Genomic DNA, 18,050 nt, shown 5'->3' on the forward strand with positions numbered 1-18,050 from the left:
GGAAAAAACCAGCAGCTGCTGGTTTTTTTCGTTTTAGGAGGGGATAGGGTGGTTGTTCGCTCTCAAATAAAAGAAAAGGTCGCTCATAAGTAGCGTGAGGCTCAGCTCTAAAAGGAGAACAAGTCTTTCAAAAGTAGGATGCACCGACTCACTCACTATAAAATCAAGCACCCCAAAATTGAACCATAAACTCTTCTTTATTCAAAAAATCTATCAAAAATTCACGTAAAACAGAATAATTTGTCATTTTCTAGCGTTTTATTGCTAAACAAAAAGTTAAGGTCATTCTAGGAATCATTAACATATTGTCTAGTTTCATAGAGAAAGGACAATGATAAAATAACATAAATTCAGAATATTCTATAAAAATAGGGGGGCCTTTGCATGACAGTAACTAGTTTGAAAGCAACGAAATCGTATGTGCGTGATCGTGAGGCGGTCATTGCATTAACACAGAAGCTTGTGCGAATTGAAAGCGTTTACCGTGAGAACGATCCGAAGGGTAATGAGCAAGAGGTGGCAACTTTTGTAGCCTCTTATTTACGAGATATTGGCATCGAAACGCATGTAGAGGAAGTTGTGCCAGGGCGACCGAATGTAATTGGCATTATTGATTCGGGCAAGCCTGGGAAAACATTACTTTTCGAAGGACATACAGATGTCGTGACAGAGGGCAATCGAGAGGCTTGGGCTTATGATCCATTTGGAGCAGAGATTGTGGATGGGCGTATGTATGGCAGGGGAACGAATGATACAAAGGGGAATCTGGCTTGTATGATTACGGCTTGCCAGTCATTGCTGCTAGATCGAGAGGAGTTTACTGGCAAGATTATTTTATGTATTCCTTGTGATGAAGAGGGGCTAATGCTTGGCATTAAGCATTTTATTAAAAATGGCTGGGCTGATGGAGTGGATGGCGCGATTATCTGTGAGCCACAGGAAAATAATGTATGTATTGCACAGCGTGGGGCCATACGTTTACAAGTAGATATTTTCGGTAAAATGGCGCATGGTGCTATTTCGTGGAGCGGTATAAATCCAAACTGGCGCATGGCGCGTTTTATCGTAGAACTTGAAAAATTGGAAAAAGAGGAGCAAGCACGATTAGGGCGTGATCCAATGCTGAATTGGCCATCTATCACACCAACGATTTTACGTGCGCCGGTTAAAGGTGATGCACAAATCAATGTCATTCCAGATCATTGTATGACGACGCTCGACATCCGCACGGTGCCTGCTCAGGATCATGGTGAGCTATTAGGCAAAATCGAGACCATTATTAAACGGTTACAAGCAGATGACCCTGATTTTAAAGTCGAACTAACGGTGCTTGATAATCGGCCGGCTACTGCAACGGCTAAGGAAGATCCTGTGGTACAGGCTATTTATGAGGCAGTGGCAGAGGTGACGGAGAAAGAACCGAAATATAATGGTGTTCCGGGTGCGACAGATGGTACGTTTCTTCATGTTCATGGCATCCCGATTGTGACGGTCGGTGCTGGAGATCGCGAAATCCCTCATCAAATCAATGAATATGTAGAGCTTGAAGAATTAGCAGAAACAACGGCTATTTACCGTTTAGCAGCATTAAAATTTTTGGCGGGTGATGAACAATGACGTCAATAAAAATGGCCGTCATACCAGGGGATGGCATAGGAAAAGAGGTAATGCAGGAAGCATTAAAGGTGCTGACATGTTTGCAGGAACAGGACAGTTCCTTACACATTGAAACGACCATTTTTCCTTGGAGCTCTGATTATTATGTGCAGCACGGCTGTATGATGCCCGAGAATGCATTGGAAACACTTCAAACATATGATGCGATTTTATTTGGTGCAATTGGCGATGCTCGTGTGCCAGATGATGTCACGGTTTGGCAATTAATTATGCCTATTCGGAAACATTTCCAGCAGTATGTGAATTTCCGTCCTATTAAATCGTTGCCAGGGATAGCATCTCCCTTAACGAATGGTAAAGACATTGACTTTGTCATCTTCCGTGAAAATGCGGAGGGCGAATATTCGGATAGTGGTGGTCGACTGTATCAGCAGCAGCCACAGGAAATGACCATTCAAAATACCATTATGACGCGGATTGGCATTGAAAAAATTGTCCGAGCTGCCTGTAATTATGCCAAGCAACATGGTAAAACCAATATCACCAGTGCGACAAAATCGAATGCCATTATTCATTCGATGAAATTTTGGGATGAACAGACAAAAAAAACGGTGGCACAAAGCTCATCAGACCTACAGTTGAAATCCATTTATATTGATGCTTTGGTAGCCTATTTTGTCGAACGTCCACAGGATTTCGAGGTGGTTGTGGCGTCCAATTTATTCGGCGATATTTTATCCGATTTAGGCTCAGCTATTGTCGGGGGACTTGGTCTGTCTCCATCGGCAAACCTGAATCCAGAAAAGGATTTTCCATCGATGTTTGAGCCTGTTCATGGGTCTGCACCAGATATTGCAGGTAAGGGCATTGCTAACCCCATTGCACAAATTTGGTCGCTTGCCTTACTTCTTGGACATCAAGGTAGAAGCGATTTAGAACAGCTCATTGTTAAGGCGATTACAACAGTGCTACAGGAAGGTATCGTAAAGACAGCAGATATTGGTGGACAAGCGACAACGGCACAAATGGGCGATGCAATTTGTCAGGAAATCATTAATAGGACTTTAACAGCAGGAGGTGTTTAGGATGGCAATCGAGCAAAAGGTGGTCGTAGTTACAGGTGCAGGAGGCGGTATGGGAAAAGCGATTATTCAAGAGCAGCTAAAGCAGGGTAATCAGGTTGTAGGGCTTGATTTATCAATAGATGCACTATCAGATATCGCCCATGATTCATTACAATGTGTTGAAGTCAATGTATTGCAGGAGGAACGTGTTCAAAGCATTTGCCAACAGGTTTTTGACAAGTATGGCAGAATAGATGGCCTTGTCAATGCACTAGGAATTGCCCAGTCAGCGACACCGATTGAGCAGGTCACGATGGATGAGTGGAACCGTTTAATGGATGTCAATGTAAAAAGCTTGTTTATCACGACAAAAGCAGTTGTTCCTTTTATGAAAAAACAGCAAGGGGGCTCCATTATTACAATAGCCTCTATTTCTGCCGTGCGTCCTAGACCAGGCTTACAGGCTTATATTGCCTCAAAGGGGGCGGCAGAAAGCTTTACAAGAGGGCTTGCAATTGAACTTGCATCAAGCCAAATTCGCGTTAATACGATTCATCCAGGCCCAGCTGACACACAAATGCTTGGTCAATTTGCTGCACAGGATGCTGATATAGAGCAAACGAAGCAAAATGTGTTTGTGCAGTCTGTCCCACTTGGGCGCTTAGTACAGCCAGCGGATATAGCAGGGGCAGTCAGCTATTTATTGTCTGATGCGGCAAGTATGGTCACTGGAACGACATTGCATGTAGATGGTGGTCGTGGATTATAGGAGGGGTACGATGAGAAAAATTCCTATGTTAATTAATGGGGAGTGGGTTCATGGTGAAGAAGAGACACACCTAGAAGTTAAAAATCCCTCGACAGGGGAAGTGATTGCACAAATTAGCAATGCAAGTAAAGCGCATGTGGAACAAGCAGTACATTCAGCCCGTCTAGCGTTTGAAGGACAAGACTGGCGTCAATGGAAGGCCTATGAACGGGGGCAGTTATTAATTGAATTTGCCCATTATATTCGACAGCATGCAGAGGAATGGAGTTTACTAGAATGTCGAGACGTAGGAAAGCCCTTATCACAGGCAAGAGCAGATATTGAAGCAGCGGCTCGCTATTTTGAATTTTATGGTGGTGCAGCGGATAAGGTGATGGGGGATACCATTCCGATTGAGGATGGACTATTAAATGCGGTAGTGCTAGAGCCAGTTGGCATTACGGTACATATTGTGCCATGGAATTATCCGATTCAAATTACGGCAAGAAGTGTCGCAGCGGCTATAGCAACTGGTAATGCTGTGATTGTGAAAAGTGCAGAGGATACACCCCTGACAACACATGCCATCGCTGAATGGTTTGCCAATAAAGTGCCGAAAGGGATTTTCCAGCATATTACAGGATTGGGGCGAGAGGTTGGGCTCTATTTAACGTCACATCCCGATATTAATCATATTACGTTTACGGGTTCTGTGCCGACAGGGATAGCGGTGATGAAGGCAGCAGCAGAAAATGTTGTGCCTGTGACATTAGAGCTTGGAGGAAAATCGCCTAATATTGTGTTTGCAGATGCCGATATGGAGCAAGCATTAGAGGGGGTTGTACGTGCCATTATTCAAAATGCCGGTCAAACTTGCTCTGCAGGGGCACGTTTACTCATTGAAGAAAGTATTAAAGATACATTCATTGCACAACTAGCGCAAAAATTCCAAGCGATACAAGTTGGACCTGGGGAAGCGGATATGGATATGGGACCGCTATTAAATGAACGCCAATATACGAAAATCACGGCATTATTACAACAAGCAAAGACAGATGGCTATGTGATTACGGGTGGCGAACCAGTGACGATAAAAGGCTATGAAAAGGGCTTTTATGTACAGCCAACTATACTGGATGGCGTTGATCCAAATGATCCATTAGCGCAGGAAGAAATTTTCGGCCCTGTCTTAACCGTCCTGCCATTTTCCAGCGCAGACGAGGCTATTGCATTAGCCAATAGCACTGACTATGGCTTAGTTGCTGGTGTTTGGTCACAGCATATTGATACGGCTCATTATGTGGCAAGTCGTGTGCAGGCTGGCCAAGTATTTGTCAATAATTATGGGGCTGCTGGAGGTATTCAAATGCCATTTGGCGGCTATAAAAAAAGCGGAATTGGTCGAGAGAAGGGCTTTGTTGCACTGCGAAACTATACGCAAATGAAAAACATCGCTATACGCTATGCACCACCTAATCAACAGTGAGATGGAGGGACGCATATGGAACAGCCAAAAGAAAAAGAAGTGCTTTTAGAGGTCAATCAATTATCCATCCAATTCCAGTTAAAAAATGGCAAAGAGGCGAAGGTTGTTGAAGATGTAAACTTTACTATTCATAAAGGAGAAACCGTTGCACTGGTAGGTGAATCAGGAAGCGGCAAAAGTATCACATCCTTAGCGATTATGCGTTTACTGCCCATACCACCAGGTGAAATTACAGCAGGTTCCATTGCCTTAAACGGTAAAAATCTACTCGCCTATAAACAGAAAGAGATGAGCCGTATTCGTGGTAATGAAATTAGTATGATTTTTCAAGAGCCTATGACCTCTTTAGATCCCGTCTTTACGATTGGCAATCAAATGATTGAGGGCATTCGCAGACATCAAAAGGTATCGAGAAAAGAGGCATGGAAGAAAGCATTACTACTTTTACAGGAGGTAGGGATTGCCAATGCAGAAAAGGTGATTGCTGAATATCCTCATCAACTATCAGGGGGAATGCGGCAACGTGTCATGATTGCTATTGCGATGTCTAATAATCCGCAGCTATTGATTGCAGATGAACCAACCACAGCACTGGATGTGACGGTACAGGCACAAATTTTAAAGCTGATGCTGAAAATGAAGAAAGACCATCAGTCGGCCATCTTATTTATTACACATGATATGAGTGTTGTTGCAGAAACAGCCGATCGTGTCATGGTGATGTATGCAGGGCAAATTGTCGAGGAAGCTCCAGTGAGAGAGCTCTTTTTAAATCCGCAGCATCCTTATACAACTGCTCTCTTAAAAACGATGCCTAGCCTTGATTCAGATGTCAAAAGGCTGCCGTCGATCCCTGGCACCGTACCACCAGCGTATGCATTGCCTGATGGCTGTCGCTTTGCCCCACGCTGTCCACATGCGATGGCACATTGTCATGTGGAGCAACCGGCTATCCATTACATTCAAGAGGCACATAAAGTACGCTGTCATTTATTCACAGAGAAAGGGGAGCTGGCTCATGATGGAGAAAGAAGTTTTGCTGGAAATTAATCATTTAAAAGCCTACTTTCCTGTGAAACGCAAATCGATGAAGGAAGAAAAAAAGGTCATCAAGGCGGTTGACGATATTTCAATAGAGATTTTTAGAGGAGAAACATTGGGCATTGTAGGAGAATCAGGCTCAGGCAAATCAACCTTTGGGCGAACGATTTTAAAGCTCGTTGAACCAACAGCAGGGGAAGTATTGTATAAAGGGCAGCCAATCCAGCATTTAAAGGGCAGTAAGCTACAAAGTTATCGCAATCAAATGCAAATGATTTTTCAAGATCCCTTTTCCTCCCTTAATCCTCGGATGCGGGTCGGCTCTATTATCGAGGAACCGATGAAACTGCAATTAACATTGACGAAGGAACAACGAAAAGAGCGTGTGAAGGAGCTCTTACAAAAGGTAGGGCTACCTGAGGATGCCATGCATAAGTTTCCGCATGAATTTTCTGGTGGGCAGCGACAACGAATTGGTATTGCCCGAGCATTAGCGATACATCCAGAATTCATTATTGCTGATGAGCCGGTATCTGCTCTGGATGTGTCGGTGCAATCGCAAGTTCTTAATCTCATGATGGATTTACAAGATGAATTTCAATTAACCTATTTATTTATTTCACATGACTTAAGTGTTGTGAAGCATATTAGTGACCGTGTGGCAGTGCTGTATTTAGGAAGAGTTGTGGAGATTGGGACAAAGAAGGAGCTCTACGCCAATCCATTACATCCCTACACACAAGCATTGCTATCTGCTATACCAGTCGTTAATTTTGATGAGCCGAAACAAGAAATACTTTTACAAGGTGAATTACCAAGTCCAATGAATCCACCTGTTGGCTGTGTCTTTCATACCCGTTGTCCATTTGTGATGGAAAGATGTCATCAGGAAAGACCGATGCTTCAACATGAAAATAATCATCAACGAGTGGCTTGCTTTTTATATGATAAATAATCAGAAAATTAAATTTGTTTTAGAGTGGAGGTGTTGCAGATGTTTGGCAATATAACGGATGTGCCAGGTGTCAAAGTCGGACATCGTGAAAATAAGGAAGGGATTACGGGCTGCACGGTGCTATTAGTAGAAAGTGGGGCGGTGTGTGGAGTGGATGTTCGAGGCTCTGCACCAGGCACTCGTGAAACAGATGCATTAGACCCTATTAATGAAATTGATCGAGTCCACGCCATCTGTTTAGCTGGGGGCAGCGCCTTCGGATTAGATGCTGCCACAGGTGTCATGCAATTTTTAGCCGAGCAAGGAATTGGTGTCGATGCAGGTGTGGCAAAAATACCGATTGTGCCGAGTGCTGTTCTCTTTGACTTATTTATCGGTGATCCTCATGCTCGACCTACTGCGCAAATGGGCTATGAAGCGGCACAAGCAGCACAAGTTGGCCCATTTACCAATGGCAATATAGGTGCTGGCTATGGCGCAACTATTGGCAAACTAGCAGGACCTAATTTTGCGATGAAGGGTGGGCTTGGTAGTGCTTCCTATGCGGGGAAAGATGGTCTCGTAGCAGGAGCCATCGTGGCAGTGAATGCCGTGGGAGATGTCAAGGACCCTGCTACACGGCAAATTTTAGCAGGAGCCAGAGATGCGCATTCTGGTCAGTGGGTGGATTGCTGTGCCTATTTAGAGCAGCATGCACAATCAGAGGCATTAGCTGGCACTAATACAACGATCGGTGTGGTAGCAGTGAATGCCAAGTTAACGAAGGCAGAGGCTAAAAAAATTGCACAGCTTACGCAAAATGCTTTAGCACGAACGATTTATCCCGTTCATACCATGCTGGATGGCGATACGATTTTTGTGCTAGGGACAGGCGATCAACCTTATGCACTTGATTATCTAGGACATTTAGCAACAAAGGTAATGGAGGAAGCTATTCTCGCTGGCATTAAAGGCGCTGATAAATTGGCAGATGTTGAAAGCTATACAAGCATTCAAAGATAGGCATATGGGAAAAGGGGGAACGACTATGCAATGGAAAAAAAGAGGACTGATGCTCGTGACATTGTTATTAGCAATTATCATGACAGCATGTTCAGGTGATGGAAAGAAAAATACGACAGGTTCAAGTTCTACAGATGGTCAAACAGTAGCCGATGTTCCACAGGAAATCGTTGTACGTGTCAATGACGATCCAGATTTTTTAGATCCACATAAGGCTACAGCGTCTATTTCCTATCAAATGATACTTAATCTGTTTGAAGGGCTTATGGCACCTGAAACGGATGGTTCCTTGAAAGAGGGGCTTGCAGAGAGCTACGACATCTCGGAGGATGGTTTAACGTATACGTTTAAAATACGCCAAGGTGTGAAGTTTCATAATGGTGATGATTTAACGATGGAGGATATCCAATATTCCTTTGACCGTTTAATGGGGAAAAATGGTGGGGAGAAAATGTCTAATAACTTTGATAATGTAGCATCTACAGAGGCACCTGATGCGACTACATTTATTATCAAGTTAAAAGAGCCGAACTCTAATTTCTTGTATTCATTAACAGCAAGACAATCAGCTATTATTCCTAAAAGTAATGATGGTAAGCATAATGAAAACCCAATTGGGACAGGACCATTTGCCTTTGTAAAATACGCACCTGGCACCAATTTAGAGCTCAAGAAAAATGAGCAGTATTGGCAGGAAGGATTGCCTTATTTGAATAAAGTAACCTTTGCCTTCCAATCAGATGATCAGGCAGCCATTATGAGCTTGATGGCGAATGAGGTAGATTTAACGAGTGTTCCTTGGCATCGTGTTGGTGAGGTAGAGGGTAGCTATAATTTATCCCATCAAAATAATAACTCATCATTAATCGTTACTTTTAACGAAACAAAGGCACCTTTTGATAATGTGAAGGTTCGTCAAGCGATCAATTACGCCATTAGTAAATCCGATATTATTGATTCTGTATTTGCGGGCTATGCTGTTCCTCTTGGATCTAATATGAGTCCAGCAATGGGAGACTTCCAAAAGAAGGGCTTAGAAAGCATGTATGAGCGAGATGTGGAAAAAGCGAAAGCCTTATTAGCGGAAGCGGGTTATCCTGATGGCTTTAAAACAAAAATAACGGTGTCTTCACATAATGATATTTACTCAAATATTGCCCAAATTGTAGTGGCTAATTTGCAGGAAATTGGCATTGATGTAGAAATTGAAGTAGTTGAATGGGGTATCTGGCTAGATCGTGTGTACTTTGGTCGCGACTATGAGATGACAACGATTGATTTAACAGGTCGTGCATCTGCCTTTGAAATTTTGAATGACTATATCTCCACAAATGATAGTGAAAACTTCTTCCTGTTTAAAAACGAAGAATACGACAAAATTATGGCTGATGTCTTGAAGGAAACTGATCAAGCTAAACAAATCGACTACTACCATCGTGCACAGGAAATTTTAGCAGAGCAAGCTACTGCGGTTTACATTGCTGATTATCAAATCGTGTGGGGTACTGACAAACAAGTGACGGGGCTTAAGAGTTATCCATTCTGGTTCCATGATATGTCTGAGGTTAAGTTTTCAAACTAGAAAGGGATGAATGCTTATGATGTATATCCTACGTCGAATCATCCTGTTAATAATCACCATCCTTCTAGTATCCATCATTACATTTGGCGTTTTTCAAATATTACCTGGTGATCCGGTTCGCACGATGTTAGGGACGGAGGCGGATCCCACACAAATTGAAAATTTACGATCTGAGCTCGGCTTGGATCGTCCTCTTTATGAACAATATGTAGATTGGATGAAGGGCTTATTGACAGGGCAATTAGGGAATTCCATTCGATTTTCCATGCCAGTAAAAGAATTATTATTTGATCGACTTCCTGTCACCATGTCATTAGCAGGGCTTACCCTTATTATGGTCTTAATCATTTCCTTACCTTTAGGGATGTTTGCTGCAAGAAGACAAAATAAATTAAGTGATGTGTCATTATCCACTATGACGCAAATTGGGATGGCAGTACCATCCTTTTGGCTAGGGATGATGCTTATTCTTTACATTGGCTTACAGTTTAGCTTCTTTAAAATTAGTGGCTATATTCCTTGGACCCAAAGTATAGCAGGAGCACTTAGCACGCTTATTCTTCCAGCTTTAACGATTGCCATTCCACAAATTGCGGTGAATTTCCGTTATGTCCGTACAGCTATTCTAGAACAAGTCCAACTCGATTATGTCCGTACAATTCGCAGTAAAGGGATGTCTGAACAAAATGTAATGTATAAGCATGTATTAAAAAATTCGATGATCCCGATTTTAACGGTTTTTGGTTTGATCATGGCAGAGGTAGTAGCAGGAACGATTATTGTGGAGCAGGTGTTTTCCTTGCCAGGTATCGGTCAGCTACTAATTACGGCTATTAGTAATCGTGATTTTCCACTTGTGCAGGGGATTGTCATGTATATTACAGTAGCTGTCGTCATGATTAATTTTATCGTTGATGTTTTATATTCTGTGTTGGACCCTAGAATTCGATTACGTTAAGAGGTGGCTACCATGAAACAACTACAGCGCTATACTAAAAAAATCAATTTAGTCATTGGTCTCCTCGTTATTGTCGGCTTTTTGCTCGTCATGCTTGTTAGTTTCTTTTATACACCACATGATGTCAATGCGATGAATATACCTGAAAAATTGCGTGGACCTGGTGGTGCCTATATGTTTGGAACAGATGAATTCGGGCGTGATATTTTTAGCCGCATTATGAAGGGGACACAAACAGCCTTTGCTGTGGGTCTATTAACCGTGGCAATTGGAACGGTGTTTGGCATTCTTATCGGTGGTATTGCGGGCTATATTGGTGGCTGGATCGATGAAATCTTTATGCGGACGATGGACGCTTTAATGGCTTTTCCAGGCATTATTTTAGCCTTAATGCTTGTAGCAGTATTCGGTCCAGGGATTACAAATACCGCTATAGCGCTTGGCATTATCGCTATTCCAGCTATTGCAAGGATTGCACGTAGTGGCTTTGTGCAGCAACGTGACTCGGAATATGTACTGGCAGCGAAATTAATCGGGGTCAAGCCTTATAGCATTATGTTCCGCCATATTTTACCGAACATTTCGTCGCAAATTATTGTGGCTGCAACCGTGACATTTGCGACGGCGATGTTAGCCGAGGCAGCACTAAGCTATTTAGGGCTTGGAGTACAACCACCAAACCCTAGCTGGGGCAGAATGTTAAAAGATTCACAAGCCTATTTAATCGGTGCCCCTTGGTATACGTATGCGCCAGGAGGAGCCATTACCATCCTTGTGCTTGGTTTATATATGCTCAGTAATGCTTTACGAGATTTTATGGACCCACGTTCAAAATCGTAACACATCAGGTGCTGTTTTTTGTAAGAGTTCATATGCCTTAACAGCCATTTCAATATTGAGGCGATGGGGAGCTTGTAAAAAATCAGCACCTAATATACTTTCTAGCCGTTCAATTCGTTTATAGAGTGTTTGACGGACGATAAACAGCTGTTCTGCTGTATCATTTTTAGCCCCGTTACAGGCCAAATAAACAGCTAATGTTTGAAATAAATCAAGGCTACTTTTTTGATCTAATAACAATATCTCTTGTAAATAATCTTTCACAAATTGTAGGAGAGCTGTCTGATCCTGCTGTAATAATAATCGATAGACACCTAGATCCTTATAATAGATGGAGCTAGCCAATTGCTGATGTTGCATTTGAATGGCCGATTTCGCCTCTTTATAGCCAAGATGAACACTTTCAATCGACTGATAGACATTGCTAATGCCACAGCTAAGGATAAGCTGTTCAAAAAACTGTGCAGCTTTTCTCGCTATGATCTGTGAAATAGCTTGATCGAAGGAATCACGATTGTCTTTCATATAATCTGCGGCAATAAAAAAGGCTAAAATAATAATCTCATGCTGTCGTACCGAAACAGTAGGGAAAAATCCGAGCTTTTTTAAAATTGAGCGAATATACATGGCATTTTGGAGCTGTATTTCCTGCCACTCTTCTTCAGACACTGTATTAGCTTTATCATGAAGATTGAATACGACGACTCGGTAAAATAAATTACGACTCTCGATTGGCAAATAGCTTTGATAGTATGGTATATCAACGGGCTGTCCTTGAATTAAGGCAAGGATAAATTCATCCTCACGGCTTTGCTGTCGCTCCTGCAGCATGCGATTACGCATTAAAATATGGGCTATTGACATCGTAGCCCGTTCTAGATTCAACAAGGTGTAATCACTCGGCTTTGGCAGTCCAGAATGCATACATAAATAGCCCCAAACTTGTCCAAGTCCATTCACAGGGATGATGACAAAATGATCCTTATCAATGGATAAAAGGTGTAGAGGCTCTTGTATTTCTAACTGCTGACAATGCTCCTCCATAACACGCAAGTATTTTTTAGCCTCCACAGGATAATAAAAGCTTTTTGTATCTTCTGAGACAAATAAAAAGGGCGCATCCGTATCTTGGTGGAGAACTTGTAATATTTTTAAAATTCCATTTGGCATTAACGATAATTCCATAAATGTTTTGGAGAGTGTATCTAGCTGTGTTAGTGCCTGCTGGTGTTGATTAATTATGTACGTGTGTAAATCTTGCGTAATATCGATAAATCGTACAATGTCTTCAAAAATAATAATTGGGAAATGATGGGCGTTCGCCATAGCAATCAATTCTACAGGGACATGATCGAAATAGTCTCCAATTTCTATACAAAGACCAGCAGCTTCATTGCGAATAAGGTTTTGTAAGTAGGCGATTTGTGTTTCACGTTCGAGCTGTAAACCAACACCAGTAGTTAAAATCAATTCACCACCATTAATTAATGTATCAAAATCTTTGATTTCTAATATATGTGTCCATAAAACTTGGCGATCAAGACCATGCTGCCCAGCGATAAGCTTCGCTGATTCAAAATGCTTGCGCTTGAGGACATCACGTACGAGTAGAGGATGTTTCGCCATCAATTAGCACCTGCCCTTCGAATGTACAATGTCTATTTCATTATGTTAGAGAAATCAGAAAATTTCAATATTAACTAGTTTAATAGGGAAAATGGTGATAGATAAAAAGACATCGATGATCACGATTGGAGGTCATGATATGGAGCAGAACGATCAATTCACACATGATTTACAGCAAAAAGACCATGAAAATGTTTGGCATCATATGTCTATGTACAATGACAATGCGCCCCCTATTATTGAACAGGGAGAAGGAGCATGGATTACCGATAGTTTAGGCAACCGCTTTTTAGATGGCATGTCAGGCTTATGGGCAGTGAACGTAGGCTATGGCCGTGAGCGTCTTGCTAAAGTTGCGTATGAGCAACTGAAAAAGCTATGCTATGCCCCTTTAACCCAAAGTCATGAACCGGCCATCAGACTCGCTGAAAAAATGAACAGCTTACTAGAAGATGACTATATGATGTTTTATTCCAATAGCAGTTCGGACGCGAATGAAGTAGCCTTTAAGCTAATACGTCAATACCATCAACAAAATGGGGAAGGAACTCGTTATAAAATCATTGCTCGTTATCGAGGTTATCATGGCAGTTCACTGGGGGCATTGGCAGCCACAGGACAGGCCTTACGTAAATATAAATATGAACCCTTAACACCAGGCTTTTTGCATGTTGCCCCACCTGATCATTATCGTCGACCAAAAGGGCAGCCCGTGGAGGCGTATAGTTTAGCATGTGCTCGTGAAATCGAGGAAAAGATCATTTGGGAGCAAAAAGAAACAATAGCGGCCGTTATTATGGAGCCACTGATTACTGGTGGTGGCGTTCTTATTCCACACCCTACTTATGTTAAGGAAGTCGAGCGCATTTGTAGACGACATGGGGTATTACTTATCATTGATGAAGTCATATGTGGCTTTGGACGAACAGGGATGCTATTTGGTCATCAGCATTTTGACATTCGACCAGATGTCATTACTATGGGAAAGGGGTTAACAAGTGCCTACCTACCGTTATCCATCACGGCTGTACGCAAAGACATTTATGAAAAATTTAAAGAGATGGACGGCTATAGTCATTTTCGGCATATTAATACGTTTGGTGGTAATCCAGCAGCCTGTGCAGTGGCTTTAGAAAATATAAAAATCATAGAAGAAGAAGGGCTCGTACAGCGCGCAAGAGATTTGGGTATACAATTGCTACATGATTTGCAAGACTTATTGGAGCTACCCTTTGTTGGAGATATACGAGGGCTTGGGTTGCTCATAGGCATCGAGCTTGTCGAAGATAAACCATCACAAGCACCCGCAAAGCCAGAGCGAATAGCGAAAATTATAGCTGATTGTCAAGCAAACGGGTTAATTGTTGGGAGAAATGGCGAAACAGTAGAGGGCTATCATCATATCATTATATTAAGTCCGCCACTTTGCTGTACTGATGAAGATCTTGATTTTATGGTAGCCGTGTTAAAAAGAGTATTGGCAGCCAATGTTTAGTACGTGGCGATTCCAAACATGTGGAAATACAAGGAATCGCCTTTAATAGTGTCGTTTATGCCCCTTTTTTACATCCTCCCAGTCAATCTCGATGTTATGCAAAACACGCGTTAGTAGATTGTGGATGCTGTCAATCTCTCCAGTGGAAAAACCTGCAAGTGCACGAGCATTGGAATATTCGCCCTCTCGTTTCAAGAAAGGATAAATCTCTAAGCTTTTTGCTGTTGGGAAGAGCAATTTATTTTTTTTATTTCCTTGTTCAATACGCTTTTCAATAAAGCCCTTGGTCTCTAATTTTTGAATAGCCCGCGAAGCAGTCGTACGATCCACCTTTAATAGCTCTGCAACCTTTTCTTGAATGATACCAGGATTTTCACAAATTCGGATGACATATAAATATTGTCCCTTTGTTAAATCCAACTCCTTAAATTCAATATTACTAATTGAGTCTAATGCCCGTGCAATAGCACCTATTTCACGTAAAATTTCTTTCATGGTCGATCCTCCTGAAATTTTTATTGTATTTGCAATAAAAATTATTCTATACTAATAGTATCATCTTCGAAGTGAAATTGCACCTAGTGAAGATGGTCAATAGGAGAAACTAGGAGGAATATTCATGAGCATAAAAAAAGTGACAACTGAAGAAGAATTACAAACAGCGTTCGATTTTCGTCGACATGTTTTTATTGAAGAACAACAAGTACCTGAGGTAGAAGAGTACGATGAATTTGATTCGCTCGATGCACCATGTGATCATATTCTTGTGTATTACAAGGAGCAACCTGTTGGAACAGGCAGGCTTCGCATTGTGGAGGGCTATGGCAAACTAGAACGTATTTGTATATTGGAACAATACCGTAAATTTGGCCTGGGGAAAGAAATCATTATGGGCTTAGAGCAAATCGCACGAGACAAAGGTTTAACAAAAGTAAAGCTGAATGCCCAGTCCTATGCAGAAGGTTTTTATGAAAAATTAGGCTACCAGCGTGAAGGCGAAGAATTCATGGATTGTGGCATCCCACATATTTTAATGAAAAAATATTGGTAGTGGACGAAATCGTCTTTTCAATAACCTTCTCATTAGTGCTAGATTTTGTCACTTAGTATTCGTTTGCAGAGAGAAGGCGGAAGATCTGTTTTCGATAAAGTATACAATTCAATGGCACTACTTATGTTTAGCTGCCATTAGAAAAGGCTCCTCCTTAGCTAAGGGGAGCCATTTTTTTGCACGACGGATTCTAGTTTCAATTAAAAACTACCTTCATAAAGAAAGTTGGGCAGCTTTCAATTATTTTTCTTTGACAATCGTACCTGCGAAATTGTCATGAGGTAGACGTTGTCCATGCTGTTGCTCAAAGGTCTGGCGATTTTTTAGATAATCAAACGTACTGAGGGTGTCTCGATAAGCCATTCGTTTAATTATTTGACCGTCTGATAGTGGATGGCCATCTTCATTTTCGAGTGCCAGTTTCATTGCTTTGTAGCCAATGGTTTGTCCATTTTGACGGAGCTGTGCATATTCTAGTGCCCATAGCACGGCTGTTGGCGTAACGAGCGCATGAACGACTTCGTTTTTCACTTTTTTTCGTAGGAAATATTCAACACCCAACGTGACTGCGGTTGATATCGCTGTATCGATTAAAAATGCTGCTGTTCGTCTTTTTGTGATCGGCTCCATGTATGTCCTCCTTTATTACTCTGTCACTAGTACATACGAAAAATAAGGACAAGAAGTTTCGCGTTAATCTTGATTTATTTCCAATGGCAATACGGGATAAGAGGGAATGGCCCCATGCTTCGTTGTCGAAATCCCTGCATAACGGTTTGCAAAAGTGAGCAGGGACATCGCATGCTGTTCGCAATAGGTTTCAACATCAGCTACTGCTAGTTGATGTTGAAGGAATTTACTTAAAACTGCCCCAATAAATGCATCTCCAGCCCCTGTCGTATCGACAGTTTGTACCTCCTTAGCAGGAGCCTTTACATGAAGCTTTTTCGTATATAAAGTAGCCCCAGCAGCGCCATGTGTAATGATGATGACGGCTACATGCCCCTGAAATAATGCTTGGACGGCCGCCTGTTCCTCCTCTACTGCTGTTAAAAACAATAGCTCCTCCTCTGAAAGCTTCACAATATGTGCTTTAGGTAGAAAGGCGAGGATGGTTGCCCGACACGCAGTCTCATCCTGCCATAAAGGTAAGCGCACATTCGGATCAAAGGAAACAAGACTACCTGCTTGATGTGCCTGTTCAATAAAAGCAAGATGTGCTTGCTTCATAGGGCTTTCCACAAGATTAACAGAGCAAAAATGAACGATATCTTGTGCAGTGAGTAATTGTAAGGGGAGATAGTCTTGCTTGTACAATAAGTCCGCAGCATGTCGGCGATAAAATTGAAAATCACGCTCACCGTGACCATTTAATGAGACAAAAGCAAGACTTGTTTCTCCATCAGCTGTTTGGCGAATGTACTGCGTGTCTACACCTGTTTGCTGTAACGTTTTTATTAGGAAATCGCCAAAGGCATCCTGACCGACCTGTGTTAGAAGAGCTGCCTGCTGACCCAGCTTTGCACAGACCGCTGCTACATTTGCAGGTGCACCACCCGCATGTTTAGTAAAGTGCTCGATATCGGCAAGGGAGCCATGCTGCTCTGTTGGCGTAAAATCAATTAGTAATTCCCCTATAGTAAAGAGCTTGCTCATGAGGATGCCTCCTGTGGCAGCCGCTTTTTCTTCGGAATGTAAACTGTATAGAAAATACCTCCGAAAATAAGCAGGATACCTAACGTTTGCATAATGCTTGGCATAAAATCAAGCAACAGCATATCCAGTAAAATCGCGACAACAGGGTCAACGAACACTAATACGGATACAAGAATGGTTGTAAGGTTGCGAATACTATCAAAAAATAAATAGTAAACAAATCCTGTATGAATAAAGCCTGTGCCCAAAATATAAAACCAATTGGAAGTGGTTAATCCCTCAAACAAGGAGAAGTCGATGAAAGGCAGTAGTATGACGATACCAACCGTTGTTTGAATATAGGTTAACGCATAGGAGCTAAGCTTCGTAATGGTTTTGCTTGTTAGCATGGTGAGGGCATAAAAGACCGCTGACAGTAATGCCCACACAAAACCAGATTGCATAAACTCTGAGAAAGACACAAAATTATGGAGACCAATGATGAAAATACTACCGATAAAGCAAGTGATGGTTGCTACAAGTGCTTGAATGGTCATTTTTTCCTTTAAAAAGATAGCGCCTAAAATTAAGACAAAAATAGGGGCTAAATTATAGATGGAAATGGCAATCGAAATCGACATTTCTTCAAAGGCTTTAAATAAAAATACCCAGTTTAAAACGATAAAGACGCCACAAATAATTGTTTGGAGAATTTCCTTCTTATCCCAAACCTCTGATTTATGCCCCCCTGTAATAAGCCACATTCCTCCTAGAAAGAGGGTGGCACAAATGCATCGAACAAAGACAAGCTCTGTAGCAGGAACACCAGTATGAACCGTAAAAAAGCCTATGGAACCAAACAGTGCCATGGAGACGGTTAGTTTAATCATTGCGGAGATGTTCATATGACACCTTCTTTCTATTTTTTGTAAAATTATTAAAGCAAATAA

Annotated in this window: 17 protein-coding genes; 12 read left to right on the plus strand and 5 right to left on the minus strand. The window is 41.8% G+C overall.

Translation table 11 applies throughout. The annotated features are described in order from the left end of the window. Positions 1 to 384 precede the first annotated feature (384 nt). Genes MHI04_RS08275 through MHI04_RS08320 form a run of 10 tightly spaced genes read left to right on the plus strand, consistent with a single transcriptional unit; the run spans position 385 to position 11,293 of the window. Positions 385 to 1,617: a M20 family metallopeptidase gene (locus MHI04_RS08275; RefSeq protein ID WP_036121552.1), complete on the plus strand. Its 1,233-nt coding sequence runs from the start codon at positions 385 to 387 to the stop codon at positions 1,615 to 1,617. Continuing rightward, positions 1,614 to 2,702 carry a tartrate dehydrogenase gene (locus MHI04_RS08280; RefSeq protein ID WP_058844696.1) on the plus strand — a complete coding sequence of 363 codons (1,089 nt, stop codon included), beginning with the start codon at positions 1,614 to 1,616 and terminating at the stop codon, positions 2,700 to 2,702. The genes MHI04_RS08275 and MHI04_RS08280 overlap by 4 nt, the downstream gene beginning before the upstream one ends. A gap of 1 nt (position 2,703) precedes the next feature. Further along, positions 2,704 to 3,450: a glucose 1-dehydrogenase gene (locus MHI04_RS08285; RefSeq protein WP_036127354.1), complete on the plus strand. Its 747-nt coding sequence runs from the start codon at positions 2,704 to 2,706 to the stop codon at positions 3,448 to 3,450. Positions 3,451 to 3,460: 10 nt separating this feature from the next. Continuing rightward, the gene (locus MHI04_RS08290) at positions 3,461 to 4,915 is read left to right on the plus strand and encodes an aldehyde dehydrogenase family protein (protein ID WP_058844697.1); all 1,455 of its coding nucleotides are present in this window, start codon (positions 3,461 to 3,463) and stop codon (positions 4,913 to 4,915) included. A 15-nt stretch (positions 4,916 to 4,930) separates the two neighbouring features. Next, positions 4,931 to 5,965: an ABC transporter ATP-binding protein gene (locus MHI04_RS08295; RefSeq protein WP_271912931.1), complete on the plus strand. Its 1,035-nt coding sequence runs from the start codon at positions 4,931 to 4,933 to the stop codon at positions 5,963 to 5,965. Next, the gene (locus MHI04_RS08300; RefSeq protein ID WP_036123042.1) at positions 5,934 to 6,911 is read left to right on the plus strand and encodes a dipeptide ABC transporter ATP-binding protein; all 978 of its coding nucleotides are present in this window, start codon (positions 5,934 to 5,936) and stop codon (positions 6,909 to 6,911) included. The genes MHI04_RS08295 and MHI04_RS08300 overlap by 32 nt, the downstream gene beginning before the upstream one ends. Before the next feature lie 39 nt (positions 6,912 to 6,950). Then, positions 6,951 to 7,913, plus strand: coding sequence for a P1 family peptidase (locus MHI04_RS08305; RefSeq protein ID WP_089932512.1), 963 nt, complete (start codon positions 6,951 to 6,953; stop codon positions 7,911 to 7,913). Between the two features lie 25 nt (positions 7,914 to 7,938). Further along, positions 7,939 to 9,495 carry an ABC transporter substrate-binding protein gene (locus MHI04_RS08310; protein ID WP_089932510.1) on the plus strand — a complete coding sequence of 519 codons (1,557 nt, stop codon included), beginning with the start codon at positions 7,939 to 7,941 and terminating at the stop codon, positions 9,493 to 9,495. Between the two features lie 16 nt (positions 9,496 to 9,511). Then, entirely contained in the window at positions 9,512 to 10,453 is a 942-nt protein-coding gene (locus MHI04_RS08315) for an ABC transporter permease (protein ID WP_036123050.1), read from the plus strand. Positions 10,454 to 10,465: 12 nt separating this feature from the next. Continuing rightward, complete coding sequence (locus MHI04_RS08320; protein WP_249646014.1) at positions 10,466 to 11,293, plus strand: ABC transporter permease; 828 nt, start codon at positions 10,466 to 10,468, stop codon at positions 11,291 to 11,293. Here MHI04_RS08320 and MHI04_RS08325 read toward each other — a convergent pair. Then, on the minus strand, positions 11,282 to 12,919 hold the full coding sequence (locus tag MHI04_RS08325; RefSeq protein WP_058844699.1) for a PucR family transcriptional regulator ligand-binding domain-containing protein: 1,638 nt from the start codon (positions 12,917 to 12,919) through the stop codon (positions 11,282 to 11,284). The genes MHI04_RS08320 and MHI04_RS08325 overlap by 12 nt on opposite strands. Before the next feature lie 139 nt (positions 12,920 to 13,058). On the opposite strand from MHI04_RS08325, the gene MHI04_RS08330 reads away from it, so the two are divergent. After that, on the plus strand, positions 13,059 to 14,414 hold the full coding sequence (locus MHI04_RS08330; protein WP_249646016.1) for an aspartate aminotransferase family protein: 1,356 nt from the start codon (positions 13,059 to 13,061) through the stop codon (positions 14,412 to 14,414). A gap of 42 nt (positions 14,415 to 14,456) precedes the next feature. Here MHI04_RS08330 and MHI04_RS08335 read toward each other — a convergent pair whose 3' ends face one another. After that, complete coding sequence (locus MHI04_RS08335; RefSeq protein ID WP_271912938.1) at positions 14,457 to 14,909, minus strand: MarR family transcriptional regulator; 453 nt, start codon at positions 14,907 to 14,909, stop codon at positions 14,457 to 14,459. Between the two features lie 124 nt (positions 14,910 to 15,033). On the opposite strand from MHI04_RS08335, the gene MHI04_RS08340 reads away from it, so the two are divergent. Beyond that, positions 15,034 to 15,465: a GNAT family N-acetyltransferase gene (locus tag MHI04_RS08340; protein WP_058844702.1), complete on the plus strand. Its 432-nt coding sequence runs from the start codon at positions 15,034 to 15,036 to the stop codon at positions 15,463 to 15,465. 240 nt (positions 15,466 to 15,705) lie between these two features. Here MHI04_RS08340 and MHI04_RS08345 read toward each other — a convergent pair whose 3' ends face one another. From MHI04_RS08345 to MHI04_RS08355, 3 genes are all read right to left on the minus strand, one after another. Further along, positions 15,706 to 16,095 (minus strand): RDD family protein, encoded by a 390-nt coding sequence (locus MHI04_RS08345; protein ID WP_089932503.1) that lies wholly within the window; start codon positions 16,093 to 16,095, stop codon positions 15,706 to 15,708. A gap of 63 nt (positions 16,096 to 16,158) precedes the next feature. Continuing rightward, positions 16,159 to 17,121, minus strand: a complete 963-nt coding sequence (locus tag MHI04_RS08350) for a carbohydrate kinase (RefSeq protein WP_036126588.1) — start codon at positions 17,119 to 17,121, stop codon at positions 16,159 to 16,161. Continuing rightward, positions 17,118 to 18,005, minus strand: coding sequence for a DMT family transporter (locus MHI04_RS08355; protein WP_058844704.1), 888 nt, complete (start codon positions 18,003 to 18,005; stop codon positions 17,118 to 17,120). Before MHI04_RS08355 ends, MHI04_RS08350 begins: the two co-directional genes overlap by 4 nt. Positions 18,006 to 18,050: the final 45 nt, after the last annotated feature.

Source organism: Lysinibacillus sp. FSL K6-1151 (genome assembly GCF_038630755.1).
Lineage (GTDB): Bacteria > Bacillota > Bacilli > Bacillales_A > Planococcaceae > Lysinibacillus > Lysinibacillus fusiformis_D.